A 26574-nucleotide genomic window follows, 5' to 3' on the forward strand; every position below is an offset into this window, starting at 1 on the left:
CCCTCCCCCTTGTTTTTTTTCTTGGGGTGGGGGGGGGGGGGGGGGGGGGGGGGGGGGGGGGGGGGGGGGCGGGGGGGGGGGGGGGGACCCCCCCCCCCCCCCCCCCCCCCCCCCACCCCGTCAGTTCACTCCGAGGGGAGTTCCACGGAAAGTGAATGGTGGAACACATTCCGTGGATCCCAGCGTGCCTTGACCGCCTGGAGCCGCGGGTACGCCTCCTTGTAGTACAGCTCGGACCAGGGCACGCCCGAGGTGTTCCACCGCGGGTCGGCGAGGTCGGCATCCGGGTAGTTCACGTACGCCCCGTCGGCCGCCCCGCCCGGGACCGGCACCCCGCCGGTGTCCGCGTACACGTCCCGGTACAGCTCGCGCAGCCACCTCACGTGCACCGGGTCCTCCGCGGGCTCCTGCCAGGTCGTCACGTACACGATCTTGAGTACGGAGTCCCGCTGGGCCACGGCCGTCCGGCCGGCCGGGACGGCGTTGACCCGTCCGCCGTACGCAATCAGCGCGACCACCCCGGCCGGGTTGTCGTAGTCGGGCTCCGTCAGACGGCGGAAGAGGGTGGCGATCTGCCGGTCGTCGAAGCCCCGGCGGGCGTACGCGGCCTTGATCTTCGCCCGGCCGGTCATGTCCCCGTCACCCGCGATCCCGGGCCAGCGGGTGGAGTGCAGCCACGGCAGCCGCCGGGTCTCGCTGTGGGGCTGCACCCCCACCCCCTCGGACACGGCCGCCAGATAGGCCTCCAGCCGGGCCTGCGCGTCCGGGCCGGTGGCATCGAGCTGCGTGGTCATCGCGAGGGCGCCGGCCTGCCGGCGGGTCAGCGCCAGCACGCTGTAGAGGTCGCACCAGGGGGAATCGGGGCCGCTGTGCCGCTCGAACCAGGCGTTGTGGTTGCGCACCAGCCGGGCGAACGCGCTCTCGTCCACGGCGTCCCACGGCCACACCGTCGTGTTCAGCAGCACCTCGGACGGCGGCTGCGGCAGCAGCCGGCCCGGCTCCGCCCGCTCCCCGCGGGGGTGGCCGGGGGAGCGCAGCCAATAGGCGACGACCACGCCGAAATTGCCCCCGCCGCCACCCGTGTGCGCCCACCACAGGTCGTGGTTCGGATCGTCCTCGTCCCTGGTCGCGACCACCGTGCGTGCGGTGCCGGAAGCGTCGACCACCACCACCTCCACGGCGTCGAGGTAGTCGACCACCGACCCGTGCAGCCGCGAGAGCGGCCCGTAGCCGCCGCCGAGGACGTGCCCGCCGGCGGCCACGTCCGGGCAGGCCCCGCCGGGAATCGTCACCCCCCAGACCCGGAAGAGCATCTTGTAGACGGCGCCCAGGGTGGCGCCGGCCTCGACGCGGAATGCGCCGCGCTCCTCGTCGAAACCGACCGCCGACAACCGGGACATGTCCAGCACCACACGGACGTCCGGATGCGCGGTGAAGTCCTCGTAACAGTGCCCGCCGCTGCGCACGGCCACCCGCTTGCCCGCCCGCACGGCAGCGGAAAGGACCTGCTCTATCTCGGCGGCCGATCCCACCAGGTGTATCTCGTCCGGCTCGCCGACGAACCGGAGGTTCTCGCCCCGGCGTAAGTCCTCGTACCTGACATCGCCGGGGGTGACGGAGGGGAAGTGGTTCATGAACTCTCCTGCTCGCAATCGGATCAGCTCGGACGTGCCCGGAGGGAATCGGTCCGGGCGGGGTTCGGATGTGCTCGGACGGGCTCGTAAGGGATGGTCGGCTCGGGAGTTCCCGCCGTACGCGCTGTAGTGTTGCCGTCGGATCCTAATCCACCCTCCGGGTAAAGGAATTGCGCGCAGCGGTGAAAGGGCGTACGAGATGGACGTGACGCTGATGTCCGGACTGCTGCCCGGGTACGTCCGTACGGCGGAGGCCTTCGGCGACCCGGCAGACGCCTTCGGCGGCGGGCCGGGCGGCGGACTCTTCCCCGAGGAGAGGCTCGCGATCGCAAATGCGGTGGATGCGCGGAAGCAGGAGTTCGCCGCCGGGCGGCGCTCGGCGCGCGCGGCCCTGGCCGCCCTGGGCAGGCCGCCCGTGCCCCTGCCGCGCGACGGGCACGGAGCACCGCTGTGGCCGCACGGCGTGGTGGGCTCGCTGACCCACTGCGAGGGGTACCGGGCCGCCGTGGTGGCCCACCGCGCCGAGGCGAGGGCGCTCGGCATCGACGCTGAGCCCCATCTGCCGCTGCCCAGGGGGGTGTTGGATGCCGTGGCCCTCCCGCGGGAGTGCGTAGCCGTCACCGGACTCGCCCGCGCGCACCCGTCGGTCCACTGGGACCGCCTGCTGTTCAGCGCCAAGGAGTCGGTCTTCAAGAGCTGGTACGCGATGACCGGGGAGCGCCTCGGCTTCGAGGACGCCGAGGTGGATCTCCAACCGGAGCTCCCCGTCTTCCGCGTCCGCATCCTCGCCCCCGTCCGGCGGCCCGGCCCGGCGGGCACCGCGCCCCGGACCCTCACGGGCCGCTGGCGGGTCGCCCGCGGCCTGGCACTGACGGCGATCTCCCTGTAGCCGCCCAGCGCCCCCGGCGGCCCCCGGAGCCATCCCCGGCGGCCCCGGAGCCACCTCCGCCGCCCCCGTCGCCCTCGGCGGCCCCCGGAGCCGCCCCCGCCACCCCGTCGGATCCGGCCGCCTCGGCCGCCCTCGGCCGGACCCGGCCGCCCCCACCGCCCTCAGCCGGACCCGGCCGGACACGGCCGGACCCGACGGCGCCCGGCGTGCCCCTTCCCGCCCCCAGGAGCACCCTGGAGGCATGGCCCGAGCCAACGACCAGGTCGAGGCCCTGCTGCGCGAGTACGCCGACCTCATCGCCATCCGGGGCGGGGAGGCCTTCAAGGCGCGGGCCTACGAGAAGGCCGCCCGCGCCGTCGGAGCACACCCGGAGGACATCTCCACCCTCGACGCGAAGGGCCTGCGCGAGATCCCGAACGTCGGCAGGTCACTCGCGGACAAGATCCTGGAATACCTCAGCACGGGCCGCATGCCCGCCGTCGACGAGGCCAGGGCCGCCGTGCCGGCCGGCGTACGCGAACTGATCGCCATCCCCGGTCTCGGCCCCCGCAAGGCCATGGTGCTCTACAGCGAGCTCGGCATCACCTCCGTGGACCAGCTCGCCGACGCCATCCACCGGGAGCGGCTGCGCGGCCTGAAGGGCTTCGGGGAGCGGACCGAAGTCAACATCCTCCACGGCATCGCCCTGCTCCGGGAAGCCGGCGAGGGCCGGATCCTCGTCCATGCCGCCATGGACCTCGCCGAGCAGCTGGTCGCCGAGCTGTCGGCACTCCCCGGCTGCGTCCGCTGCACGTACGCCGGATCCCTGCGCCGCATGAAGGAGACCATCGGCGACCTCGACATCCTGGTCGCAGCCCGCCGCCCGGCACCCTTCATGGACGCCCTCGGCTCCCACCCGTACACGGCCGAGGTCATCGCCCACGGGCAGAAGAAGACCTCCGTACGCACCACCGGCGGCCTGCAAGTCGATCTGCGGGTGCTCCCGCCCGCCTCCTGGGGCGCAGGACTCCAGTACTTCACCGGCTCCAAGGCGCACAACATCCGCACCCGCGAACTCGCGGTGCGCCAGGGCCTCAAACTGTCCGAGTACGGGCTCTTCGACGCCGAGACCGGCGAGAGCACGGCCTCCGCGACCGAGGAGGCGGTGTACGCGCGCCTCGGACTGCCGTGGATCCCGCCGACCCTGCGCGAGGACCGCGGCGAGATCGCCGCCGGCCTGCACGGTGAACTCCCCGCGGTCCTCACGGAGAAGGACGTCCGGGGCGATCTGCACACCCACACCGACCTCACCGACGGGCTGGCACCGCTCGAAGACATGGTCGCCGCCGCGGCCGCGCGCGGATACGCGTACTACGCCGTCACCGACCACGCGCCGGACCTGTACATGCAGCGCATGACCAGCGAGAAGATCCTCGCCCAGCGCGAGCGGCTGCGCGCCCTCGACGGCGCGCACCGCAGGATGCGCCTCCTGCACGGCACCGAACTCAACATCGGCCCGGACGGCTCCCTGGACTGGCCGGACGAGTTCCTCGCGGACTTCGACCTCTGCGTGGCCTCGATCCACTCCCACTTCGATCAGGGCCGGGACCAGCTCACCCGCCGTCTCCTGCGCGCCTGCGAGAACCCGAACGTCGCCGTCATCGGCCATCCCACCACCCGCCGCATCGGCAAACGCCCGGGCATCGACGCCGACTTCGACGCGGTCTTCGAGGCCTGCGCCCGGACCGGCACCGCACTGGAGATCAACGCCCAGCCCGAGCGGCTCGACCTGTGCGACGAGGACATCCTCCGCGCGAAGCGCCACGGCGTGAAGTTCGCCGTGAACTCCGACGCCCACTCCACCACCCACCTGCCGTACATGCGCTACGGCGTGGCGACGGCACAGCGCGGCTGGCTGACCCCGGACGAGGTCATCAACACCTGGCCCCTCCCCAGACTGCGCCGCTTCCTCAAACCCAAGCCCACCTGAACCGGCCGGGGGAACCGCCGCGGGTGGGGGAGGATGAGGCTTCACGAGAACGCGGTAAAGGCCGGGCAGTACGAGGGAGGGGCGTGTCCGAGCGCACGAGGGCAGCAGTCGTCCGGGTTGCGGGCGGGGTCCGCGAGGTCCGCGGGGTCTGCGGCAGCGTGGCTTGCGGCCGTCCGACGGCCGACGACAGGGACCGGCAGCGGTGACGCCCTTCCCGTGGAAGCGCACGCCCACCGGGGCGGAGTCCGGCCGCGAAACGCACCGGGGCGCCGCCCCGGTCCTCGCGCACGGCACCGGCGCTGTGGCCGCAGGAGGTGACATCCGGTGGGCCGTAACCGGCAGCCACAACGTCATCGTTCATATGCCCGACTCCAGGCCCGTCGCGGAGTCCGGCTACCTGCACCAGGTGGAACACCTGGCCGAACCCGACTTCCGCGGCCGCGGTGCCGAACTCGCAGCAATGGCTGCGTTCTGCGACCTGGACGGCGGGAGCGGCGGCCCGGACGGAGCCGACGCCCCCGGCGGGCCTTCGGCCGGATCCGCCGCCGGAACGCAGGCGTACTGGCGGTGGTCGGCCCCCGCCTGGGCGGGCAAGACCACTCTGATGGCGCAGTTCGTCCTCCACCCCCCGCCCGGCGTGGACATCGTCTCCTTCTTCATCACCTCCCGCCTGCCCGGGCAGAGCGACCGGGCGGCGTTCTGCGAGTCCGTCCAGCGCCAGCTGTCCGCCCTGCTCCGCGAGGAGGAACCCGCGGTCACCGAGCACTCACGCGACGAGCAGCTGCGCGCCGCGCTGGTCCGGGCGGCCTCCGCGAGCGCGTCCCGCGGCCGGCGCCTGGTGCTCGTGGTCGACGGCCTCGACGAGGACCGCGGGGTGCTGGCCGGTCCCGACAGCCACAGCGTTGCGGCCCTGCTGCCACGGAACCCGCCGCACGGCATGCGCGTCCTGGTCGCGGGACGCCCTCATCCCCCGACCCCCGAGGACGTTCCGGCCAGCCACCCGCTGCGCGACCGTACGATCGACCGGCAGCTCACCCCCTCCCCGTTCGCGCAGGTCTTCCGCCGCGACGCCGAGGACGGTCTGCTCAGGCTGGTCGACGCGGCGGGGCTGGGCCTGGACCTCGTCGCCCTGGTCGCCGCCGCCGGCGGCGGTCTGACCGCCGCGGACCTCGCCGAACTCAGCGGCGCCCGGCCCCGCCTCGTCGAACGCGAACTCGGGTCCGCCACGGGCCGGGTGTTCCGTACCCGCCCTCCCCACTGGCCTTCGTCCGGGGCGGCGGAACGTACGGATGACGTGTATCTCATGGCCCACGAGGAACTCCAGAACAGCGCCTTGGAGCTGCTGGCCGCAGCGCAGCTGGACGACTGCCGGAAGAGGCTGCACGCATGGGCCGACCACCACCGCGGGCAGGGATGGCCGGACGGAACACCGGAGTATCTGCTGCGCGGATACGCCCGGTTGCTCCGCGCACACGGCGACGCCGACCGGCTGGCCGTACTCGCCGAGGACCCCCGCCGCCACGAGCGGTTGTGGCGGCGCTCGGGTGCGGACCTGGACGCGCTGCGGGAGATCACCGCGGCCTTCGAGCTCCTGGTCGCCCGCGCAGGGACGACGGTGGGCGACGAAGACGTCCGGACGGCTGCGGTGCTGGCCGTGCGGCGGGACGCCCTGCGGGCCTACAGCGAGCGGTTCTCGGACGAACTGATCGTCCTCTGGGCCCGACTCGGCCATGTCACACGGGCGGTCAGCCTGGCGTGGGCTCGGCAGGACCGCCCGGCTGGTCTGCGGGCGCTGGTCGGTGTGGTCCAGGCCCTGGTGGACCGCGGCGAACTCGTCCGGGCAGCCGAAGTGGCGGCGGAGGCTGCCGAGGTGGTGGCCGCGGCACCGGGCCCGGCCCACGCGCAGGGCACGGAACGGGGCTGCGTGGCCGCGATGCTGGCCGCGGCCGGACACGTGGAACGCGCCCTCGAACTGGCCCGGTCGGCGACGGAGAACCACGACCAGGACCTCGCCCTGGCGGGCGTGGCGCGTGCGGTGGCCCACGCGGGTGCGTACGAGAAGGCCGCGGACATCGCACGTACGGTCGGCTCCGGTCTGGCGGATCCGGCGCTCGGCTCGGTGGCGGCTGCGATGGCTGAGGGCGCCCTCGTAGGCGAGGCGGAGCGCCTCGCCCGCAGCATCGACGATGCCGCCCAGCGGAACACCGCTCTGACTTGTATCGCGGTGGCCCTGGCGCGAGCCGGGGAGCACCCCGCCGCGGTCTCCCTCGCGGCGGAGGCGCTGGCCTCGGACGAGGTGGGGCACTGCCGTACCACCGCGGCCCTCGCCCTGGCGTACGCCCGGCAGCCCGCACGGGCCGAGGAGGTCTGCCGCTCCCTCGCCGGGCACGACGCACGCACTGGCGCCCTCGCGACGGTCGCCGCAGCGATGGCGGAGTCCGGCGAGGAGGACCACGCGGTCACGCTCGCTCTCGCAGCGGCGGACGGCGCAGCCGCGGTGACCGCCGACAACCTGCGGGCCGAGGCCCTGGAGACGGCCTGCCGGGCACTGGCGTACGCCGGCCGGCACGAGCAGGCGGCAGAGTTGCTGCAAGGCATTCGTCATCCGGAGCAGCGGGCCCGCGCCACCGCGGGCATGGCCGCGGCCATCGCCCTGGCGGGCGACCTCGGCCGGGCGGTGGAGGTCGCCCGGACCGTCACCGATGCACGGTGCAGGGGCGTTGCGCTGGCCCGGGTGGCCTCCGTGGCCGCCCGAGACGGCGATCTCGCGGGCGCCGAGGCCCTGGCGCAGGAAGCCTCCGCCTTCACGCGCGCGGGCGCCGACCTCCCTCCCCACGACCTACGGGCGGTGTGCGCCGCCCTGAGCACGCCGGGCCGGTTCGACCTTGCCGTACGGCTCGCGTCGGTCATCGGCGACCCGGATGCACGGCGGCACGCCCTGGCACATGCAGCCGTCCGCGCGGCCGAGGCCGGTGCGGTGGACCTCGCCGGCGAGGCGGTGGCGGAGCTGGACGCGACCGCGCCCGGCTGGCGGGCGCGCCGCGGGGCCGCCATAGCGGACGACCTGCGCAATGCGGTGGTGACCGCTTGGGCGCGGGCGCTTGCCGCACACGGACGGGACCAGGAGGCCCTGGGCGCGGCACGGACCGTGGAGGGTGTGAGCACACCGGCGCACGCACTCGCGGCGGTCGCGAACGGCATGATCTCCCGCGGCGCTTGGGAACCGGCACTCGCCCTTGCCGAGCAGATCGCCGCGTCCTCATGGCCGGCGCAGCCACTGGCCACAGTGGCCACCGCCCTCTCCCGGCAGGGCCGGGAGGAACAGGCCCGGGCCCTGATGGGGGCGTTGCGCGCCACGGAACAGCGGGTGGAAGCCCTGTTCCTGATGGTGAAGGCCCTGGCCGAGTCGGGCGAGCAGCCTCGGGCGGCCGCCTGGGCAGGAGAAGCGCACCGCACGGCGGATGCACTGACCGCCCCCGACCGGCGTGACCGCAGGCTCGCGCAGGAGGCCGCCGCCCTGACCGCCATCGGCCGCCACGACCTGGCCGCGGCCATCAGCGCCCGCATCACCGACCCGCTGCTGCGCCCCTCCGGACTGCCGGAGGAACCCCAGCCGAGCGAGGTCGACGAGGAGGCCGCCTTCCGGGTGGACCTCCTCGAGGAACCGCACACCCATGCCCAGGCCCTCTCGCACGCAGCCGCAGCACTGGCCTGGACCGGCGAGCACCCCCGCGCCCGCGACCTGCTCGCAGCCCTGACCAGCCGCGCCGACCCCTACACGTCCGCCGAGACGCAGGCGGCGATGGCGGTGGCGCTCGCGTCATGGGGTCGGTACCAGGAGGCCATCGAACTGGCGGGTGCCATCGCCGAAACCGAACAGCGGGACCGCGCCCTGTCCGATGTCGCCGAGCGGGCGGCCACCGCCTCCGCCCACGGACCGGCCCAGGCCGCCGCGGCCGCAATAACCGAACCCGGTCTCCGCGAGTGGGCACTCGGGCGCACCTTCGCCGAGGCCCTCCACACCACCGACCTCCGGACTGCGACAGGACTCGCCCGCGCCTTCCCCCAGGACACGGACCGCGTACGGGCACTCTGCGCAACAGCTGCGGCAGCCCGGCGCAGCGAGGACCACGTACTGGCCTCCCTCCTGAAACAGGAGGCTGCCGCCACTCTGGGCACGGGCCGCACACCCGCCCTGCTCACCGCCGCCGCCGAAGGCTGGGGCACCGAACCGGAGGGCCGCCCCCTCACCCTCGAAGCCCTCGGTACCGCATCGTGGCCCACCTGTCTGCGCGCACTCCACCGCACGGCCCCCGAAGCCCTGGCCGCCCTCGCCGCGGCCCTGACCACCTCCGCCCCGGTGTGACGCGTTCCCCTCACACTCCGGGACGGCGTGCGAGGTGCACCACGTCCGGAACCCCGCGCGCGACCGGCACCTCAACGCTGTGCACGTCCTCGAACCCGGCCCGCACCAGGGCCTCCTCGAACGCGGCCGACGGCTGCGCCGACCAAATGGCCAGCACCCCGCCCGGGTTGAGCCGCTCCCGGCACGCAGCAAGCCCACCGGGCGAGTAGAGCCCGAGATTGTCGTCGGTGACGGTCCAGTCGGGCCCGTTGTCGATGTCGAGACACAGGGCGTCGTACCGATCGCCCGTGCTCCGCAGGTACGCGTTGAGATCGGTGTGCAGGATGTGCACCCGCGGATCGGCCAGGGCGGCAGCAGTGAACGCACCCAACGGCCCCTCCTGGTGCCACCCGATGACCGCCTCCTCCCGCTCGGCCACCACGATCCGCGACCACCGCGCCTGACCCGCGGCATGCGCCAGCGAGAACCCCACCCCGAGGCCTCCGATCAGCACCGCAGGCGCCGCGGCCGTCATCCGCTCCAGCGCGGCATCGACGAGCAGCCGCTCGGACCGCCCGTCCGAGCTGTCCATGAGGAAACACCCGTTCACAATGATCTCGAACGTCTCCCCCCGCCGCCGCAACACCACCTCCCCCTCCGACCCGACCCGCCGATCAAGCGTCACCGGCACCACCACATCCCCAGCCCGAAACGCCACGAAAAGCCTCCCTCCTGCGCAGCAAGATCACACACCCCCCAAACGAACACCCCACCAACGAGGTTCCGCCCCGCCGGCCCGCCCCGCCTCGGCTCTTCCCCGGCCGCCGCCACCCCCCTTCGATGCACGCAGCGGGAGCCCCGGGAAGTAGGCCAGGGCAGTGTGAGTCCTGAAACACTCGAGGGCGGCTGACCGGGCGGGCGAAGCGTTGTAGTCTCCAGAGACCGCCCTTGACCTGCAGGAAGCGGGCAGGGAGCAGACCGATCGGGAGTTACTCCGTGTTTCGCACCATGTTCAAGTCCAAGATTCATCGGGCCACCGTCACGCAGGCCGATCTGCACTATGTCGGGTCCGTGACCGTTGATGTCGAGCTCATGGAGGCGGCGGATCTGCTGCCCGGGGAGCTCGTGCACATCGTCGACATCGACAACGGGGCGCGGCTCGAGACGTACGTGATCGAGGGGGAGCGGGGGTCCGGGGTCATCGGGATCAACGGGGCCGCCGCGCATCTCGTGCACCCCGGGGATCTCGTGATCCTGATCAGCTACGCGCAGGTGGACGATGCCGAGGCGCGGGCGCTCGTGCCCAAGGTGGTGCACGTCGATGCGGAGAACCGGATCGTGGAGCTCGGGGAGGACCCGTCCGCGCCGGTGCCGGGGAGCGACCAGGAGCGCAGCCCGCACGCCGTGGCCGTCTGAGGCGGGGCTGTGTGAGTCGCGGCCGTCCGGGCCGTGGCTGTGCCGGCCCGGACGACCGGGGCCGGTGTGACCGCCCCTGTGGGTGGGGGTCACACCGGCTGTTGCGCGGTTGGTTACGGGGAGTGGAAGGTGACCTCCGGGTTTTCGGGGGTGGGGCCGTCCAGGACCGGTCGGGAGCGGTTCTTCAGGTGCTGGTCGAAGAAGGCCGTCACGTAGCGGCGGGTGAGCTCGACCGAGCGGCTGCCGGGCAGCGGGACCTCCGGGTCCGGGATGCCGAGCTGCTCCGCGATCGCCGGGAAGTCCGTGAACGTGAAGTGGCCCGAGTCCGCGAACGTGATCCAGCGCTTCCAGCCGCCGAGCCGCGGCCAGTCGCGGTCCCAGCTGGCCTCGTCGCCGGGCTTGGTGTTCGAGGCGCCCAGCATGAGGAACGGGCGGCCGCCGAAGCCCTGCTCCGGGACCGGGGTCATGAACGAGCCGTCCATGTTCACACCCGCCCGCACCCGCCGGTCCGCGGCCATCGTCGAGGCGGCCGAGGCGCCGCCGATCGAATGGCCGGCCATGGCGATCTTGTTGCGGTCGATCAGCGAGGCGTGCTTCCATGCGGGCCGCTTGCCGGTGAGCCGGTCCAGGAGGAAGGACACGTCCTTGGCGCGGCCGTCGCTGACCTTGCGGTAGTCGCCGGACTTCTCCGTCTCGTCGCAGGCCAGGCAGGGCAGGTGGCGCCCGCCGGGGAAGGCCGCGCCGGTGCTCTCGTACGCGTGGTCCACCGCGGCGACCACGTAGCCGCGGGAGGCCAGGTCCTCGGCGAGGGCCGTGAGCGTGGACGCGGGCACGGTGAAGCCGGGGGAGAGGACGATCAGGGGGTAGTGGCCCTGGCGCGGCCGGGCGCCCTCGCGGGCGTGGGTACGGGTGGCGGCGTAGGTCTCCGGCGGGACCAGCTTGTCCAGGTCGCGGGAGGCCAGCAGGATCCGGGCCTCCTCGCCGTCGATGTACGCGGCCGGCTTGCCGGCGCCGGTACCCGGGCGGGCCGGGTAGCGCAGGGTCACCATCAGCTCGCGGGGGCCCTTGCCCGCCCAGAGGTCCGTACGGCTGCGGTCCACCAGGTGCAGCTTGTCCTCGCCCACGGCGTACCTGCCCGTGGGGCGGGGGAGTTCGGCGATGGTGGCGGGATCCGGAGTCCGGGTGTGTACGGCCTTCCCGGCGAACGGCGCCGGGGCGGCTGCGACCGGGGCGGACGCGGGGCCGGGGCCGGCCGCGGCGGCGGGGGTGGCGGCGAGGGCCGGGAGCGGGAGCATCAGGGCAAGTAACGCGGCAGCGGCTGCAGTTCGGTTGCGAGTCATGGGGTCGACGCTAGGGGCTGTGAGCTGCCCGGTCTTCAACTCCCAGGAGGAGGGGGGTGTCAGACCGAGGGCGGTGCTTGATCGTCCTGGGGGAGGAGGTGGGGTGCCGGGCGAATACGCCTATGTGCTGAGCGTGCTGGGTCTGCTGAGTCTGCTGATTCCGCTGAGTCCCGTGAGTCTGCCGGGCCACCCGGTCGGCGGTGTGCCGGAGGCGGGTGGGGGTGGCGGGCGGCAGAGTGGTGCGCATGGGAGATTTCCGAGCAGATGCCTGTCGGGCGGACACGCAGCCGCCGATGCCGGATCCGGCGCCGTTGCCGGGGCCGGGGCCGGGGCCTGGGCCTGTGCCGCATCCTGAGCCGGGGCCGCCGCCGGTGCCGGGGCCGGTGCCCGAGCCCGATCCGATTCCGCCGCCGCCGGGGCCGGCGCCGATTCCTCAGCCGGGGCCGCCTGCCTGACGGGGGCGCCGCCCCCGTGCCCCTGCGCCTCAATCGCCGGCGGGGCTTGAACGTGCCCCGTGGCGGCGGCGCCGGAACAGCTCCGGGGGCTCCGCCCCCGCACCCCCGCGCCTCAATCGCCGGCGGGGCTTGAATTCGCTCCGCCCGGCTCCCAAGGCGGCGGGGGCTTGGTTTCGCTCGGTCCGGCTCCCAAGGCGGCTGGGCTTGGCTTCGCTCGGGCCGGCTCCCAGGGTGGTGGGGCTTGAATTCGCTCGGTCCGGTTTCCAAGGCGGCGGGGCCTGGTTTCGCTCGGTCCGGTTCGCAAGGCGGCGGGGCTTGGATTCCCTCCGCCCGGCTCCCAAGGCGGCCGGGCCTGGTTTGGGTCGGGTCGGCCGCCAGGGGGAGGGGGTCCGATTGTGTTCTGCCCGGCTTTATTTCGCTCCGACGTGGCTGCGGCGGGTGGAGGGGCATCTCGGGGCGCAGGCCCAGAGGTCCGCCGTTTCGGTCGTTCCCGTGTGGAGGAGGAACCTGCCGAGGCGGCGGGACGTGAACAGCGGGCTGCCGCACAGCGAGCAGTCCCATCCGCGGATCTGGGCATCGGTCAGGTGCTCGAGCCGGTCTTCCGTCAGCTGGGCAGGAGTTCTGCGGAACCCCTTGAGCTGCAAGTGCCTCCGCTCGGCGGACTGCCGGTTCTTCATCCCCAGGGCTGCGGCGATCCGGGTCCAGGTGACGCGCCGGGAGCGGGCCAGGCTGACCAGCGTCAGCTCGTCGGCGTCCAGTTTCTCCCGCAGGCTCCGGATCACCCGGAGGGCCGCCAGGACGTCCGTCTCCGAAGGGCCGGGCGGCCTGTGTCCGCGGGCCCGACGCCATATGTCGTCGTATCCTCGCGCGATCTCCAGGAGCTGCCGGTCGCCGGGCTTGGGGAGGGGAGCGTCCCGCAGCTGCCCGCCGGGCCCCCGGGCGAGGAACCTCCAGGCCCGGTCCAGGTCCGTCGCGGCTGCGGGGCGGCCCTCCTCGGGAGCACTCGTCACGACGGCTCGCCCCCTCGCTCCGTCGGCCGCCACCTCGGCCGCAACCTCGGCCGGTGCCGAGGAGAGCGCCGCGCGGTGGAGGCCGGCCCGCCGCCGCATCCGGATTCCGCCTCCGGACGGGATCCGTCCCCGGCGGCGGGCCGGTCCCCGGGTTTGTACCGCCGCCACCACGCCTGGAGGCCCCCCGCCGCGACCGCGGTCAATGCCAACGACAACGTGGCCAGGTACTGGACCGTGGCCTCACGAACAACGGAACTGAACATGGCTCTTCGGCTCACGGCACGGCCGTGAGCGCTGCTCCTCACAGGTTGACGATGGTGTGCGGGCCCGACCGCCCGGCACGAGACGCGAGGGTCCGCAGGTGTGCGGCCGCCTGCGGCCGGTGTCTGCGCGAACCGCCGGCCAGGTGTGCTCTCGGAGACGAGTGTGGGGGAACCGGCAGGGCGCGGCGTGTGATCCGGGCTGCGGTGCCGAAGGTCGCCACCCATCGCCACCTCCGCGAGTACGGAAACGTCCGGACAAGTCCACCGGCGACCACGAGGGTGGAACGTCAGGTTCCGGTGGCGTCGTCGCGCGGCCGCCGGCCCGGAGCCGGTCGGAACCCCAACTGTCACTCCCGTGTGCGCCGTTGAGCCCCCGGCGAGCCCCTTGTCACGTCGCGGTGGCGGCGTTAGGTTGCGAGGCTCCTGATGTCTTCAAGGGGGCTCCCATGGGTGTACGGGGCCGGCACCGCCGGTACCAGCCGAGCAGCATCAACCGGGCCTCGCTCACGGTCACCGCGGGCGGGGCCGGGATCGTGCTCCCCCTGATCGGCGCGGGGACGGCGCACGCCGCCTCCGTCGACACCTGGAACAAGGTCGCGGCCTGCGAGTCCAGTGGGAACTGGCACATCAACACCGGCAACGGTTACTACGGCGGGCTCCAGTTCAGCCAGAGCACGTGGCGGGAGTTCGGCGGGACGGTCTACGCCCAGCGGGCGGACCTCGCCTCCAAGGGCGAGCAGATCACCATCGCCGAGAAGGTGCTCGACGGGCAGGGGCCGGGTGCCTGGCCCGCCTGCGGGCCCGCCGCCGGACTGGGCCGCGGGGGCCCGGCTCCCGACGTGGACGGGGGCGGGAGCGGGGGCGGTCGGACGCAGGCCCGGACCCAGACCAAGGCGGCGCACGTGCCGAAGCAGGCCGCCAAGGGTGCGCCCGCCGCGGCCCGGCCCGCCATCCCCAAGGCGGCGCGCCCCGCGATGGGGTCCCCGTACACCGTGGTGCCCGGGGACACGCTCTCCGGGATCGCCGGGGAGCAGCACGTGCGCGGCGGCTGGCAGGCGCTCTACGAGGCCAACCGCACGGTCGTCGGCAACGACCCGAACCTCATCCACCCCGGGCAGCGCCTCAGCCTGACCGTGGCCGCGCACCCGCGTCCGGCCCCGTCACCGGAGAAGCCGCCCCGGACCGCGAAGCCGGTGCCGACCAAGCCGGTCAAGGTGAACAAGCCCGGCCGGGACACCGCGCGCGGCGGCTGGTTCGCGCCCGTCGAGGCCGGCATCGGCACCGCCTACCGGGTCGCCGGGTCCTCCTGGTCCAGCGGCTACCACACCGGGGTCGACTTCCGCGTGCCCACGGGCACTTCGGTCAAGGCCGTCGCCGCGGGCGAGGTCGTGTCGGCCGGGTGGGGCGGGGCGTACGGCTACCAGGTCGTGATCCGGCACGCGGACGGGAAGTACTCCCAGTACGCGCACCTGTCAGCGGTCGGCGTCCGGGCGGGTCAGCAGGTCTCCGGAGGCCAGCGGATAGCCCGTTCCGGCTCCACCGGCAACAGCACCGGCCCCCACCTTCACTTCGAGATGCGCACGGGTCCCGGCTACGGCTCCGACATCGACCCGCTCGCGTACCTGCGCGGCCGGGGCGTTTCGATCTGACGGCGCGAGATCCGTCCCGAGACCGGCCACGAATTCCGGCCCGGGGTGCGGTCCGAGGCCCCGCGAACGGAGGCTTGCCCGGAGGCGTTCCGGAAGGACTGCGGGACGCTCCGGAGCCGCCGCCGGGCGTACGGGAGTCCCGCGGCGCGCCGCTGCGCCCCGGCGTCCGGCACCCGGCCCGGCGGCTGCCGGAGTCCGGACGCCCGCCGGGACGGCCGGGCCGCGGCCCGCTGACAGCCGCTCGACCGTCAGCAGCACGATCCCGAAGGCCGCGACCGCGCCGCAGAACAGGGCCACGGCCGTGCCCGCCGCGCCGTAGCGGAAGGTCTCGCCGAACAGGGTGAGGCCCACCGTGGCCGCGACCACGGGGTTCACCACGGTCACGGTCGCGAGCGGGGCCGTCAGCCCGGCGCCCCGGTAGGAGGCCTGCGAGAGCAGCAGGCCGGCCGTCGCCAGCACGGCGATGATCACCATGCCGGGCAGCTCGGCCAGCGGGGCCGCGGGCTCCCACGCCTCGGCCACGGTCTTGGTGAACACGGACGCGATGCCGAAGGCCACGCCGGCCGCCGCCGCCAGGAGCACGCTGCGGGTCACCGGACGGTGGACCGCGCGGGCCGCCAGGAACAGCAGGGCCAGTCCGGCCGCGGTCACTGCGGTGAGGAGGACGCGTTCGCCGCCGGCCAGCGGCTCCGAACGGGCACCGCTCCCGGTCAGCGCCAGCAGCCCGGCGAGTCCGCCGGTGGCCAGCAGCGCGCCGCGCCAGGCGGTCCGGCCGGCCCGCCGCCGTACGAACACGGCGGCCAGCGGCAGGGCGAAGACGATGGTGAGGGCGCCCAGCGGCTGCACCAGGCTGAGCGGGCCGTACGCGAGGGCCGCGACGTGCAGCAGGGCTCCGACGCCGTTCAGGGCGACCGCGGCCCACCAGCCCGGCCGGCGCAGCGGCGCGTACGGCTGTCCGTGCGTACTGGCCGCCACCTGCTCCTGGACGATGGCACCGCCGGCGTATGCGACGGCCGACACCAGCGACAGCAGCACCGCCAGCGCCAGCGCACTCATGGGAATCTCCGGGTCGGTGCGTCCATGAACACCACAATGCCGCGTTCCGCTGGAGTATTCCTCGTGCTCGGGTCGGGGTCCTTACTACTGCGCCGGGAGTACGGACGGGAGTACGGACGGGAGACCGGCAGTACGGACGGGAGGCCGGGAGTACGGACGGGCGTACGGGCGTACCCGGAGACGGGAGCAGGGGCGCACCCCGCCCCGTCCCCGTGAGGGCTCCGTCGCACACCGTCACCGGGTTTGGAGACAGGGGGCGGCCGTCCGTAAAGTTCTCTCTTCGGGACTTCCGGGCCGGCTTCCGGGCCCTGCGCCGGTGGACCTCCCGGCGGACTCCCCCACAGCGAGCGATCGAGGAACGGCAGCGGCGATGACGGTGACTGAAGACAACCACGCGTACGGGCCGGGTATCGACCCCGAGCGCCTGGCCGTCTGCCTCAGCGTGCTCGACGAGCTGGACAAGCTCGACGTCGACCACCCGGACGCGATCACCGTCCGCCGTGCCACCGCCGGCATCTACCGCACGGTCAAGCAGCGCCGCCGCTCGGAGCGCCGTGCCGCCAAGACCGCGAACGACAAGGCCGTCACCGAGGCCACCGCCACCGGTTCCGCCGACCGCATCGACGACGAGACCCAGGGCCTGGCCCTCACCAGCGGCACCAAGGGCCCGATCGCCGGCATACTCCAGCGCCCGCGCTCCTGCTACGTCTGCAAGACCCGGTACGTGGAGGTGGACGCCTTCTACCACCAGCTCTGCCAGGACTGCGCCGCGTTCAACCGGGCCCGCCGCGAGGCCCGTACGGACCTGACCGGCCGCCGCGCGCTGCTCACCGGAGGCCGCGCCAAGATCGGCATGTACATCGCGCTGCGGCTGCTGCGCGACGGCGCGCACACCACGATCACCACGCGCTTCCCCAACGACGCGATCCGCCGCTTCAAGGCGATGCCCGACAGCCACGAGTGGCTGCACCGCCTGAAGATCGTGGGCATCGACCTGCGCGACCCGGCGCAGGTCGTGGCGCTCGCCGACGCGGTGGCCGCCGAGGGCCCGCTCGACATCCTGATCAACAACGCCGCCCAGACCGTGCGCCGGTCCCCGCAGGCCTACAGCGAGCTGGTCGCCGCCGAGAGCGCCCCGCTCCCCGCGGGCGAGCTGCCCACCGCCGAGGTCATCGGCACCTTCGGCAGCGGCAGCGTGGACCGGGTCGCGGCCCTGCCCTCCGGCCGCGGCGAGAAGCTCACCGCGCAGGACGTGACCGAGCTGGCCCTGGTCCCGGGCTCCGCCTCCCTGGAGCGGATCGCGGCGGGCACCGCCATCGACGCCGGCGGCCTGGTCCCGGACCTGCACGACACCAACAGCTGGATCCAGACCGTGTCCGAGGTGGACCCGGTGGAGCTGCTGGAGGTGCAGCTCTGCAACTCCACCGCGCCGTTCATCCTGATCAGCAAGCTCCGCGCGGCCATGTCGGCCTCCCCGGCCGCGTTCAAGTACGTGGTGAACGTCTCGGCGATGGAAGGCGTGTTCAGCCGCGGCTACAAGGGCGCCGGACACCCGCACACGAACATGGCCAAGGCCGCGCTGAACATGCTGACCCGCACCAGCGCCCAGGAGATGTTCCAGAAGGACAAGATCCTGATGACCGCCGTGGACACCGGCTGGATCACCGACGAGCGCCCGCACCCGGACAAGATGCGTCTGGCGGAGGAGGGCTTCCACGCCCCGCTCGACCTGGTGGACGGCGCGGCCCGGGTCTACGACCCGATCATCCGCGGCGAGGCGGGCGAGGAGCTCTACGGGGTCTTCCTCAAGGACTACGCCCCCGCCAACTGGTAGCAGCTGCCCCCGAAGGCCCGGCCCGCACGGCCGGGCCTTCGGCGTGTCCGGGGTGCGACGGGGGTCTTCCCCGCGGAGCCGTCCGTGCCACCAAGGCCGGGGAAACGGCAAGAGTCGGTAACGAGACAGGCTGGATTTCACCCCCCTATCGAGCGGAACCGCGCTCATATGTGTACCCTGAGGCACACGGAAGGCCCCACCAAGGTCACTCCGTACGTGAACGAACGGCGCCACCGCGACCGGACTGCCCTTTCCCCCCTGCCCCGACGGACGGCCTCCCACGGCCGGCAGCGAACGGCCGCGGCCCCGTCCGAGGGTTACGCGACACAAAGGAGTGCGCGGTGACACCAGAGTTGAAGCAGCACGACAAGGCCCTGACGGAACGGTCCGATCGCCGGCACCGCTCGGACGAGCTCGGCAGCCTGGAGGTGTGGGCGCGGTCCGCCCCCATCCGGCTGGCCGGCTACGAGGACGACCTCGCCGAGCCGCACATCCTGCCGGGCATCGACTGACCGCATCCGGTACGCCGCCGCCCCCGCGCCGCACAGCAGCGGGGGCGGCGGCGCGTCCGCGCCCGGCCGGACCGGTCCGGCCGGGCTGCCGCGCCCCGGCGGCCCGCACCGCCCGGGCCGCATTCCCGCCCCGGCCGCCGTTTCGCGGTCAGCGTGTTCCGTCCGCTCTGGGCGATCTTCGCTTTCACCCGTCCGGACGCGGCGGCAGGCTGGGGTCATGAGACTCCTGATGCTGGGCGGTACCGAATTCGTCGGCCGGGCGATCACCGAGGCGGCCCTCGCCCGCGGCTGGGAGGTGACCGTCTTCCACCGCGGCCACCACGCCCCGCCGCCCGGCACCGCCTCCCTGCACGGCGACCGGCTGGCCCCGGACGGGCTGGCCGCCCTCGCCGAGGGCGAGTGGGACCTCGCCGTCGACACCTGGGGCGGCGCGCCCACCGCCGTCCGCGACAGCGCCCGGCTGCTCGCCGGCCGGGCCGGCGGGTACGCGTACGTCTCCAGCCGGTCCGTGTACGCCTACCCCGCCCCGGCCGGGCTCGCCGAGGACGGCCCGGTCGTGGACGCATCGCCCGACGCCGGTTCCACCGCCTACGCCGAGGACAAGCGCGGCGGGGAACTCGCCGCAGTCGACGCCTTCGGGGACCGCGCCCTGCTGGTGCGCGCCGGCCTGATCCTCGGCCCGTACGAGAACGTCGGCCGGCTGCCCTGGTGGCTGAACCGGACCGCCCGCGGCGGCGAGGTGCTGGCCCCCGGACCGCGGGAGCTCCCGCTCCAGTACATCGACGTGCGCGACCTCGCCGACTGGACCCTCGACGCGGCCGCCCGCGGGCTCGGCGGCGCCTACAACGTGGTCTCCCCGCCCGGGCACGCCACCTTCGGCGGACTGCTGGAGAGCTGCGCCGAGGCCACCGGAGGCACCGCCCGGCTGCGCTGGACGGACCCCGCCGTGCTGCTGGAGGCCGGGGTGGAGCCCTGGACCGAGCTGCCGGTGTGGCTTCCCGAAGGCGAGCTCCACGAGTTCATGTACGGCGGGGACGTCTCCAAGGCGCTCGCCGCCGGGCTGGTCTGCCGGCCGGTCGCGGACACCGTCGCCGACACCTGGCGCTGGCTGCGGGAACTCGGAGGAACCGCCCCGCAGCGGCCCGACCGGCCCGCCCCCGGGATCGCCCCGGACCGCGAGGCCGCGCTGCTCGCCGGCTGAACGGCGCCCGGAGGGCCGGCGCCGTTCGGGGTCCGCGGCGCCCGGTCCGCCCCGTTCGCGGCCACTTGGGCGGGTCCGGCCCGCCCCGTGCGTTCTTTCCGGTCCGCCCGGCCGGCCGCCCGCCGTGCCGGGTGGTCAGCCGGTGGCCGGATGCCACCCTTCCCGCTCGTCCGCCAGCCGGGTCGGCGGGAGGAACTCGCGCACCAGGCTGCGGTGCCACCAGGCGTGCGTGGTGCGCAGTTCCCGCCAGTCGGTGAACCGGTACCGGTACAGCCGGGCCCGGACGAAGCGCGGCGGCTCCTCCGGGAACGGGTTGTGGCGGAGCAGCCGCAACGTGTCGGGGTCGTTCTCCAGCAGGCGGGTGACGAACGGGCCGAACCAGTCGCGCGCGTAGCCGGGGTTGAGTGCGGCGAACCACATCAGCCAGTCCAGCCGCAGGTGGTACGGGGCGAACTGGCGCGGCAGCCGCCGGACGTCGCCGGGTTTGCCCTTGAACCCGTACTCCCGCCAGTCGCCGTCCTTGTGCGGCTCCGGGTCGCTCGTGCCCTCCACCACCACCTCGTCGCGCTTGCGTCCCACCGTGCCGAACGCCCCGTAGGTGTTGACGAGGTGGAGCGGGTCGAACGAGCGGTTCATCACCTGGCGGCGCGAGATCATGTTGAGCACGGGGCCGCGGCTGAGCACGAGCACGAGCGCGACGAGTGCGCACACCAGCACCACGTACCAGAGGGGGGCCTGCGGCTGGGTGCGGCTCGGGCCGCCGAAGGCCGTGACGTCGACGGCCGACAGGGCCAGGGCGATCGTCACCCAGTTCAGCCAGGAGAAGTTGCCGGAGAGCACCAGCCACAGCTGGGTGGCCGCGATGATCCCGGCGGCCACCGAGGCCACCGGCTGCGGGGTGAACAGCAGGACCGGCACCACGAGCTGGGTCACGTGGTTGGCCGCGCACTCCACCCGGTGCAGCGGGCGCGGCAGCCGGTGGAAGAACCAGCTCAGCGGCCCGGGCATCGGCTGGGTCTCGTGGTGGTAGTAGAGGCAGGTCAGCTTGCGCCAGCAGGGGTCCCCGCGCATCTTGATGAGTCCTGCGCCGAACTCCACGCGGAACAGCAGCCAGCGCAGCAGCCACAGCACGAGCACCGGCGGCCCGACCCGGGCGTTGCCGAGGAAGACGGCGAGGAAGCCCGCCTCCAGCAGCAGGGACTCCCAGCCGAAGGCGTACCAGGTCTGCCCCACGTTCACGATCGACAGGTACCCGGCCCACAGCAGGGCCCACATCGCCATCGCCGCGCCGAGCGGCACCGCGTCCGCGGCCCCGGCCGCCACCGCCGCCGCCAGGGCGGCCCCGCCCCAGGCGCAGCCCGCGAAGAGCCGGTCGGAGTAGCGGAGTTGGAACAGGCTCGGGGCCCGGCGGAAGGGCACGTAGCGTACGTACTCGGGGATCGGCAGCATCCCGCGGGACCCGAGCAGGGCACGGAACTGGAGGGCCGCGCCGAGGAAGGCGACCAGGTACAGGACGGCCAGGGTCCGCTGGAACGCCAGCCGCGCCATCCAGTACTCGGGTGCCGTGAACCACTCCATCGCCGCTCGCCCTCGACGCCGCCGCGGGCCCCCGGACCCCCGGTCCCGGCGGGTACCCCCAGTATCCGCCGCCGGCCGCCCGGCCGCCCGCCGTTCAGCCGCCCGCGGCGAGGCGGCGCAGGGTGCGCCCGCAGTGCCGGGCGTACCGGAGCTGGAGGAAGGGGATGACGGGCCCCGCGAGGCGGGTGTACCAGCGGCCCGGTCGGCTGAAGGCGGTCACGTCGAACCAGACGGTGCCGTCCTCGGCCAGCTCCACCAGGAAGGACTCCTCGCCGGTCTCCGGGTGGCCGGTGCGGGTGCCGTACGCGAAGCCGGTGAGCTGCGGCCCGTACGCGGTCCAGACCACCTCGCAGGGGGCGGCGAGCCGGGCCGGCCCGATGCCGATCGCGCACTCGACCAGGCCGCCGGTCTCGGCCCGCTCGCGGTCGGCGCGCACCTGCACGCCCGCGGCGCGGTGCATGCGGAAGGTGGTCACCGCCTCTCCGGCCCGCTTGAACACCTCGCGGCCGTGTCCGATGGCCACCCGGTGGTGCAGGTGGTGGTAGCCGGCGGGCAGCGGGCGCTCGCGGGTGGCGCCGCGCTCCGCGTAGTTGAGGCTGTCCCGGCGGATGCTGGTGATGCGGGTCATCGGGTGGTCTCCTTCATGCGGTGCCAGGCGAGTAGCGAGCACAGGGCGAAGCCGAGGGCGTTGCCGAGGCCGTGGGTGGCGGCCATCCAGGTCAGGGTGGGGTGGGGGACGTCGGCCGCCTCGCCCAGGGCCCACCACAGCGCGAGCAGCATGGTGGCGAGCAGGACGGCGGCCGAGACCGCGAACAGGGTGCGGGTGAGCGGGTCGCGGGCGCGGGTCCGCGGTTCGCGCCAGGTGTGCAGGGCCACCGCCCACATCCCGGCGGTGAGCACCACGGCTCCGGCCAGCTCGGCCCAGTCGCCGGTGAAGTAGCCGCCGAGCACCAGGAGGGTGCCGGCGGGGACGCTGTATCCGGCGAACCGGGCCCCGGCCGAATCCGCGGCCGTACGGCACACCAGCCCCGCGACCAGGGCGGCGGTGAACCCGGCGAAGTGGAAGTGCGGGACGGTCAGGGCCAGGATGTCGAGGTCGAAGCCGAACAGCCGGTGCCCCGAGCGCTCGGCGACGAGTGCGGTGCCGGCGACGGCGGGCGAGACGAGCGCGGTCAGCACGGCGGCCTCGGCGGCGGCGGGGGAACGGGTTCGGGCCGGGCGCCTCGGGGCCTGGAGTGCCAGGGCCAGGGTGCCCAGGGCGTAGACGCAGGCCAGGGCCGTGGCCCAGGTGCCGCGCGGCAGCCAGAGGGAGAGGGCGCCGGGGACCGCGCAGAGCGGCCAGAGCCTTCGGGCGGCCGCGAGGCCCTCGCGGTCGATGAGCGACAGTCCGGCCGGTACGACGACCAGCATGCCGAGAGTGACCACGGGATTGACCAGGTACGCCAGTGTGGACACGGAAATACACCCCCCGGGACACGGGTCCTTGAACGTGTTCAAGTTCCTCGTCGGGAACCATACGCAGTTTCTTGAACGCGTTCAAGAGAGCTTCCGGGGTGTACTCGGCCCGACACGCCGGGGCGGGTCTCCGGGTGGCGGAACCCCGCTTGCGGCCCCCGGGGGCGTCCGGCAGAGATGTAAGGGCGAATCCTGGCGAATCGTGGCGAAGAGGCGGGAGAACCCACGTGCATCAACCGGTACGTCGCTATGCCCTGGCCTGTACGGCCGCCGTCGGCCTGTTCGCGGCGGCGGGATGCGGAGGCGGCGGCAGCGGAGAAGAGCCGAAGAAGGCCGCCGCCGCCGGCCAGGAGGTGCTGCTCCAGCCCGTCGCGGCCGCCGGCCCCGACCCCTTCACGGCCTCCACCGCCACCTCCACCGCCGCCCTCCCCAACCGGGCCCTGACCGGTCCGGCCCGCGGGACGGCGGGGCGGCCCGGCCCCGGCCCGGCGGCCGGCCCGGCCCCGCGCGCCGTCACCGGCTCCACCCCCGGCCTGTACGGCGGCACCCACAAGCGCGGCAGCTGCGACGTGGAACAGCAGGTCCGCTACTTCGACGCGGACAAGGACCGCTCCCGGGCCTTCGCGGCGGCCGCCGGGATCGAACCCGCGCGGGTCGCCGACTTCCTGCGCGGCCTCACTCCGGTGGTGCTGCGCGCCGACACCCGCGTGACCAGCCACGGCTTCCGCGGCGGCCGCTCCGCCGCCTTCCAGGCGGTGCTGCAGGCCGGCACGGCCGTGCTCGTGGACGACTACGGGCTGCCGCGGGTCCGGTGCGCCTGCGGGAACCCCCTCATGCCGCCGGTCGAGGGCGGCAGCGCCGTCCACAAGGGGGCGGGCTGGCCGGGCTTCCAGCCCGCCCAGGTGGTGGTGGTCAAGCCGACCGACGAGGTCCTGGACAACCTGACCATCGTCAACATCGGCAACAACACCTGGATCGAACGCCGGGCCGGGGACGACGGCGCCCAGGACAAGGTGCCCGCCGTGCCCCCGCCCTACGACGCCAGTGGCCCGGTCGCCTCCGGTCCGGTCCCGGGCCGCGCCACCCCCGCCCCGGCCGACGCCACCGAACCGTGCACCCGCAGCAACAGCCTGGCCCGCACCGACCCGCCGCGGGACCCGGCCGCCGGCTCCGCCCGCCGCGCCGAGCCCTGCCCGGCCGGTGCGGAGGAGTCCGCCCGCACGGACCGGTCCGGCGCCGCGGACCCGCCGGCGGACGGGTCCGGCCGCACCGCCGGCGGCGGCGACGGGCAGCAGCGGGGCGGGGCCTACGCGGACGAGTACCCCGACGCGTACGGCGACGACCCGTACGGCGACGACCCGTACGGGGAGGACTCGTACGGAGACGGCCTCGGCGGCACCGGCCTCGGTGACGACGGGTACCACGACTACGGCGCTGACCGGGGGAGCGGCGGCCGTGACGCGTACGAGTCCGCCCACGACCGCTACGAGGGGGCCGGCTCGGCGTACGACGACCCGTACGGGTACGACTCCCCCCGGGACGCGTACGGCCGGAGCGACGCGTACGACACGTACGGCAGCTCCGACGCCGCCACCTACGGCAGCTCCGGCGACTCCGACCTCCACGGCTCCTCCGGCGCCGCCGACCCGTACGGCTCCGCCGGTCCCGGCCGGTCGCACACACCGCAGGAGACCCCGGACGGCGGCAGGCCCGCCGGTACGGGCCGGCAGCTGGAGAGCGCCTGAACCAGCCGTCCTCCTGTCGAGGAATCCGGCGATCAGTGGCATGGTGGACCGGTGCCGACCGCCGTGTCGCTGCCGGACGACTGGCCCGCACACCCGGACCAGAGCCTCGCGCTGAACCGTATGGGCAGCTTCGACTGGGACCTCGTCGCCGGGCTCATGCACATGGACCCGGCAGCCCTCGACGTGTTCGACACCCGCCCCGAGGACTACGACGGCCGCCCCGAATCCCTCTCCCCGCGGGTCCCGCCCGCCGAGTCCACCCGCCTGGACGCCCTCGTCTCCAGCGCCCTCAAGAGCGGCCACGAGAGCTACGGGGCGTACTTCCGGGTCCGCTGCCGCGACGGCCGGCTGCGCTGGACCCACACCCAGGGCCGGGTGCTGCGCGACGGGCAGGGCCGCCCGTACCGGATCATCGGCATCGTCCGCGACGCCACCGAGGAGCTCAGCCACTCCGCCGAGCGCCTCGGCCTGGACGAGGAGCGCCGCCGGCAGACCAGCGTGGTCGAGGCCACCACCGCCGCCCTCGCGCACGCCCGCACCGTGCAGGACGTCATCGACGCGCTCAGCGACAGCCACGGACTGGAACGCCTCGGCTCCATGGGCATGGTCATGGGCCTCGTCGAGGCCGGACGCATCCACCTCGTCGCCGAGGGGCCGGCCGACAGCTTCGTGCCCGGCACCCGCTACACCCGCATCGACGAGCAGTACCCCATGAGCGAGGTGGTCCGCTCCCTCCAGCCCCGGTTCATCGACTCCCCGTCCGAGTTCGCCACCGGCTACCCCGGGCTCTGGTCCAAGATCGCCTACATGCAGATCTCGGCCGCCGCCTACCTGCCGCTGATCGCCCAGGCCCGCCCCATCGGCGCCATCGGCCTGCTCTACCAGGACAAGGACGGCTTCACCCAGGAGGAGCGCAACCTCCTCGTCGCCCTCGGCAGCAGCATCGCGCAGAGCCTCCAGCGCGCCATGCTCCTCGAACAGGAACACGACCTCGCCGAAGGCCTCCAGCAGGCCATGCTGCCCCGCCGGATCCCGGAGGTGCCCGGCGCCCAGATCGCCGTCCGCTACCGCTCCGCCCGGATGGGCCGCGACATCGGCGGGGACTGGTACGACATCATCCCGCTGCCCGGCGGCCGGGTCGGCGCCGTCATCGGAGACGTCCAGGGCCACGACACCCACGCCGCCGCCGTCATGGGCCAGCTGCGGATCGTGCTGCGCGCGTACGCCGCCGAAGGGCACGCCCCGGCCACCGTCATGGCCCGCGCCTCCGGCTTCCTCCACGAGCTCGACACCGACCGCTTCGCCACCTGCACCTACGCCGAGTGCGACCTGTCCACCGGAGTGGTGCAGGTGGTCCGCGCCGGGCACATCGACCCGCTCGTCCGCTCCCGGCACGGGGACTGCCGGCGGCTGCCCGTCACCGGCGGCATGCCGCTCGGGCTGTCCGCCGAGTTCGGGCACCTCGAATACCCCGTCACCACCGTCGAACTCGACCCCGGCGAAACCCTGTTGATGTGCACCGACGGACTCGTCGAACACCCCGGGGCCGACCTCGACGACGGGGTGCAGCTGCTTACCTCGCTCATCCGCAACGGCCCCGCCGACCTCCAGCAACTCGCCGACCGGCTCTGCGAGGTCGTCGACGAACGCGGCGGGGACGACGACATGGCCCTGCTCCTCCTGCGCCGCCGCATCGAGGACGCACCCCAGGGCGGCGGCCGGCTCCAGCAGCACGTGGCCCAGGGCGATCCGGAAGCCCTCGCCTCGGCCCGGCACATGATCGGCTCGGCCGTACGGGCCTGGGGCGCGCGCGAGCGCTCCGACGAGATCGAGCTCGTGGCCGACGAGCTCATCACCAACGCCCTCATGCACACCGACGGCCCGGCCATCGTCACCCTCCGCGTGCTGACCGGACCCGAACGCCGCCTGCGCGTCGAGGTCGAGGACCGCTCCAGCGCCCTCCCGCGCCGCCGCGAGGCCGGCGAGTCCGGGGTCTCCGGCCGCGGCCTGATGCTGGTGGACCGGCTGGCCGACGTGTGGGGAGTGGAATCGCGCGGCAGCGGCAAGTGCGTGTGGTGCGAGTTCGTCATGGGGTAGCCGGAGCCGGGCAGTCGGGGCCGGGGTGACCGGGCGGTCCGGGAGCGCCGTATCAGCCGGGAAATCGCTGGCCCAGCGATTTTGCCCGGCCGAGAGTGGCGGCGATGAAACCCGTCCGGAACGCCC

At 74.0% G+C, this 26574-nt stretch carries 17 protein-coding genes and 1 pseudogene; 10 read left to right on the forward strand and 8 right to left on the reverse strand.

What is annotated here, in order from left to right:
* Window positions 1-125: 125 nt before the first annotated feature.
* Window positions 126-1634, reverse strand: coding sequence for an FAD-binding oxidoreductase (locus ACZ407_RS27000; RefSeq protein WP_468132610.1), 1509 nt, complete (start codon window positions 1632-1634; stop codon window positions 126-128).
* Window positions 1635-1833: 199 nt separating this feature from the next.
* On the opposite strand from ACZ407_RS27000, the gene ACZ407_RS27005 reads away from it, so the two are divergent.
* The 3 genes from ACZ407_RS27005 (at window position 1834) to ACZ407_RS27015 (ending at window position 8858) form a co-directional block, all read left to right on the forward strand.
* Window positions 1834-2523: a 4'-phosphopantetheinyl transferase family protein gene (locus ACZ407_RS27005; protein ID WP_468132612.1), complete on the forward strand. Its 690-nt coding sequence runs from the start codon at window positions 1834-1836 to the stop codon at window positions 2521-2523.
* Window positions 2524-2764: 241 nt separating this feature from the next.
* Window positions 2765-4492, forward strand: a complete 1728-nt coding sequence (gene polX, locus ACZ407_RS27010) for a DNA polymerase/3'-5' exonuclease PolX (RefSeq protein WP_468132614.1) — start codon at window positions 2765-2767, stop codon at window positions 4490-4492.
* 361 nt (window positions 4493-4853) lie between these two features.
* Window positions 4854-8858, forward strand: coding sequence for a hypothetical protein (locus tag ACZ407_RS27015; RefSeq protein ID WP_468132616.1), 4005 nt, complete (start codon window positions 4854-4856; stop codon window positions 8856-8858).
* A 10-nt stretch (window positions 8859-8868) separates the two neighbouring features.
* Here the strand turns inward: ACZ407_RS27015 and ACZ407_RS27020 are convergent, their stop codons facing one another.
* Window positions 8869-9555 carry a spermidine synthase family protein gene (locus ACZ407_RS27020; protein WP_468132618.1) on the reverse strand — a complete coding sequence of 229 codons (687 nt, stop codon included), beginning with the start codon at window positions 9553-9555 and terminating at the stop codon, window positions 8869-8871.
* Between the two features lie 278 nt (window positions 9556-9833).
* Between ACZ407_RS27020 and panD the strand changes: the two genes are divergently transcribed.
* A complete protein-coding gene (panD, locus tag ACZ407_RS27025) occupies window positions 9834-10253 on the forward strand; it encodes an aspartate 1-decarboxylase (RefSeq protein WP_468132620.1) in 420 nt (139 codons plus the stop codon).
* 113 nt (window positions 10254-10366) lie between these two features.
* Here panD and ACZ407_RS27030 read toward each other — a convergent pair whose 3' ends face one another.
* Both ACZ407_RS27030 and ACZ407_RS27035 read right to left on the reverse strand, forming a co-directional pair.
* Window positions 10367-11593 (reverse strand): alpha/beta hydrolase family protein, encoded by a 1227-nt coding sequence (locus ACZ407_RS27030; protein WP_468132622.1) that lies wholly within the window; start codon window positions 11591-11593, stop codon window positions 10367-10369.
* Between the two features lie 865 nt (window positions 11594-12458).
* Window positions 12459-13058: a hypothetical protein gene (locus ACZ407_RS27035; RefSeq protein WP_468132624.1), complete on the reverse strand. Its 600-nt coding sequence runs from the start codon at window positions 13056-13058 to the stop codon at window positions 12459-12461.
* A gap of 709 nt (window positions 13059-13767) precedes the next feature.
* Here ACZ407_RS27035 and ACZ407_RS27040 point away from each other — a divergent pair.
* Complete coding sequence (locus ACZ407_RS27040; RefSeq protein ID WP_468132626.1) at window positions 13768-14970, forward strand: transglycosylase family protein; 1203 nt, start codon at window positions 13768-13770, stop codon at window positions 14968-14970.
* Here ACZ407_RS27040 and ACZ407_RS27045 read toward each other — a convergent pair.
* Window positions 14956-16026 (reverse strand): annotated as a pseudogene (locus tag ACZ407_RS27045) (DMT family transporter); the annotation flags it as partial. The gene ACZ407_RS27040 and the pseudogene ACZ407_RS27045 sit on opposite strands and share 15 nt — an antisense overlap.
* 370 nt (window positions 16027-16396) lie before the next feature.
* Between ACZ407_RS27045 and ACZ407_RS27050 the strand changes: the two are divergent.
* The 3 genes from ACZ407_RS27050 to ACZ407_RS27060 all read left to right on the forward strand — a co-directional run bounded on the left by ACZ407_RS27050 (window position 16397) and on the right by ACZ407_RS27060 (window position 19573).
* Complete coding sequence (locus ACZ407_RS27050; RefSeq protein WP_468132628.1) at window positions 16397-17860, forward strand: SDR family NAD(P)-dependent oxidoreductase; 1464 nt, start codon at window positions 16397-16399, stop codon at window positions 17858-17860.
* Between the two features lie 341 nt (window positions 17861-18201).
* Window positions 18202-18372: a hypothetical protein gene (locus ACZ407_RS27055; protein ID WP_468132630.1), complete on the forward strand. Its 171-nt coding sequence runs from the start codon at window positions 18202-18204 to the stop codon at window positions 18370-18372.
* 217 nt (window positions 18373-18589) lie between these two features.
* Complete coding sequence (locus ACZ407_RS27060; RefSeq protein WP_468132632.1) at window positions 18590-19573, forward strand: NAD-dependent epimerase/dehydratase family protein; 984 nt, start codon at window positions 18590-18592, stop codon at window positions 19571-19573.
* 135 nt (window positions 19574-19708) lie between these two features.
* Here the strand turns inward: ACZ407_RS27060 and ACZ407_RS27065 are convergent, their stop codons facing one another.
* The 3 genes from ACZ407_RS27065 to ACZ407_RS27075 all read right to left on the reverse strand — a co-directional run bounded on the left by ACZ407_RS27065 (window position 19709) and on the right by ACZ407_RS27075 (window position 22597).
* Complete coding sequence (locus tag ACZ407_RS27065; protein ID WP_468132634.1) at window positions 19709-21151, reverse strand: lipase maturation factor family protein; 1443 nt, start codon at window positions 21149-21151, stop codon at window positions 19709-19711.
* Between the two features lie 94 nt (window positions 21152-21245).
* Complete coding sequence (locus ACZ407_RS27070; RefSeq protein ID WP_468132635.1) at window positions 21246-21779, reverse strand: DUF1990 family protein; 534 nt, start codon at window positions 21777-21779, stop codon at window positions 21246-21248.
* The gene (locus ACZ407_RS27075; protein WP_468132849.1) at window positions 21776-22597 is read right to left on the reverse strand and encodes a YndJ family protein; all 822 of its coding nucleotides are present in this window, start codon (window positions 22595-22597) and stop codon (window positions 21776-21778) included. Before ACZ407_RS27075 ends, ACZ407_RS27070 begins: the two co-directional genes overlap by 4 nt.
* 236 nt (window positions 22598-22833) lie before the next feature.
* On the opposite strand from ACZ407_RS27075, the gene ACZ407_RS27080 reads away from it, so the two are divergent.
* Together ACZ407_RS27080 and ACZ407_RS27085 are read left to right on the forward strand one after the other, a co-directional pair.
* Window positions 22834-24351 (forward strand): DUF6777 domain-containing protein, encoded by a 1518-nt coding sequence (locus ACZ407_RS27080; protein WP_468132637.1) that lies wholly within the window; start codon window positions 22834-22836, stop codon window positions 24349-24351.
* Between the two features lie 51 nt (window positions 24352-24402).
* Complete coding sequence (locus ACZ407_RS27085; RefSeq protein ID WP_468132639.1) at window positions 24403-26448, forward strand: SpoIIE family protein phosphatase; 2046 nt, start codon at window positions 24403-24405, stop codon at window positions 26446-26448.
* Window positions 26449-26574 lie beyond the last annotated feature (126 nt).

The sequence above is a fragment of the Streptomyces sp. NPDC030809 genome (assembly GCF_055572195.1).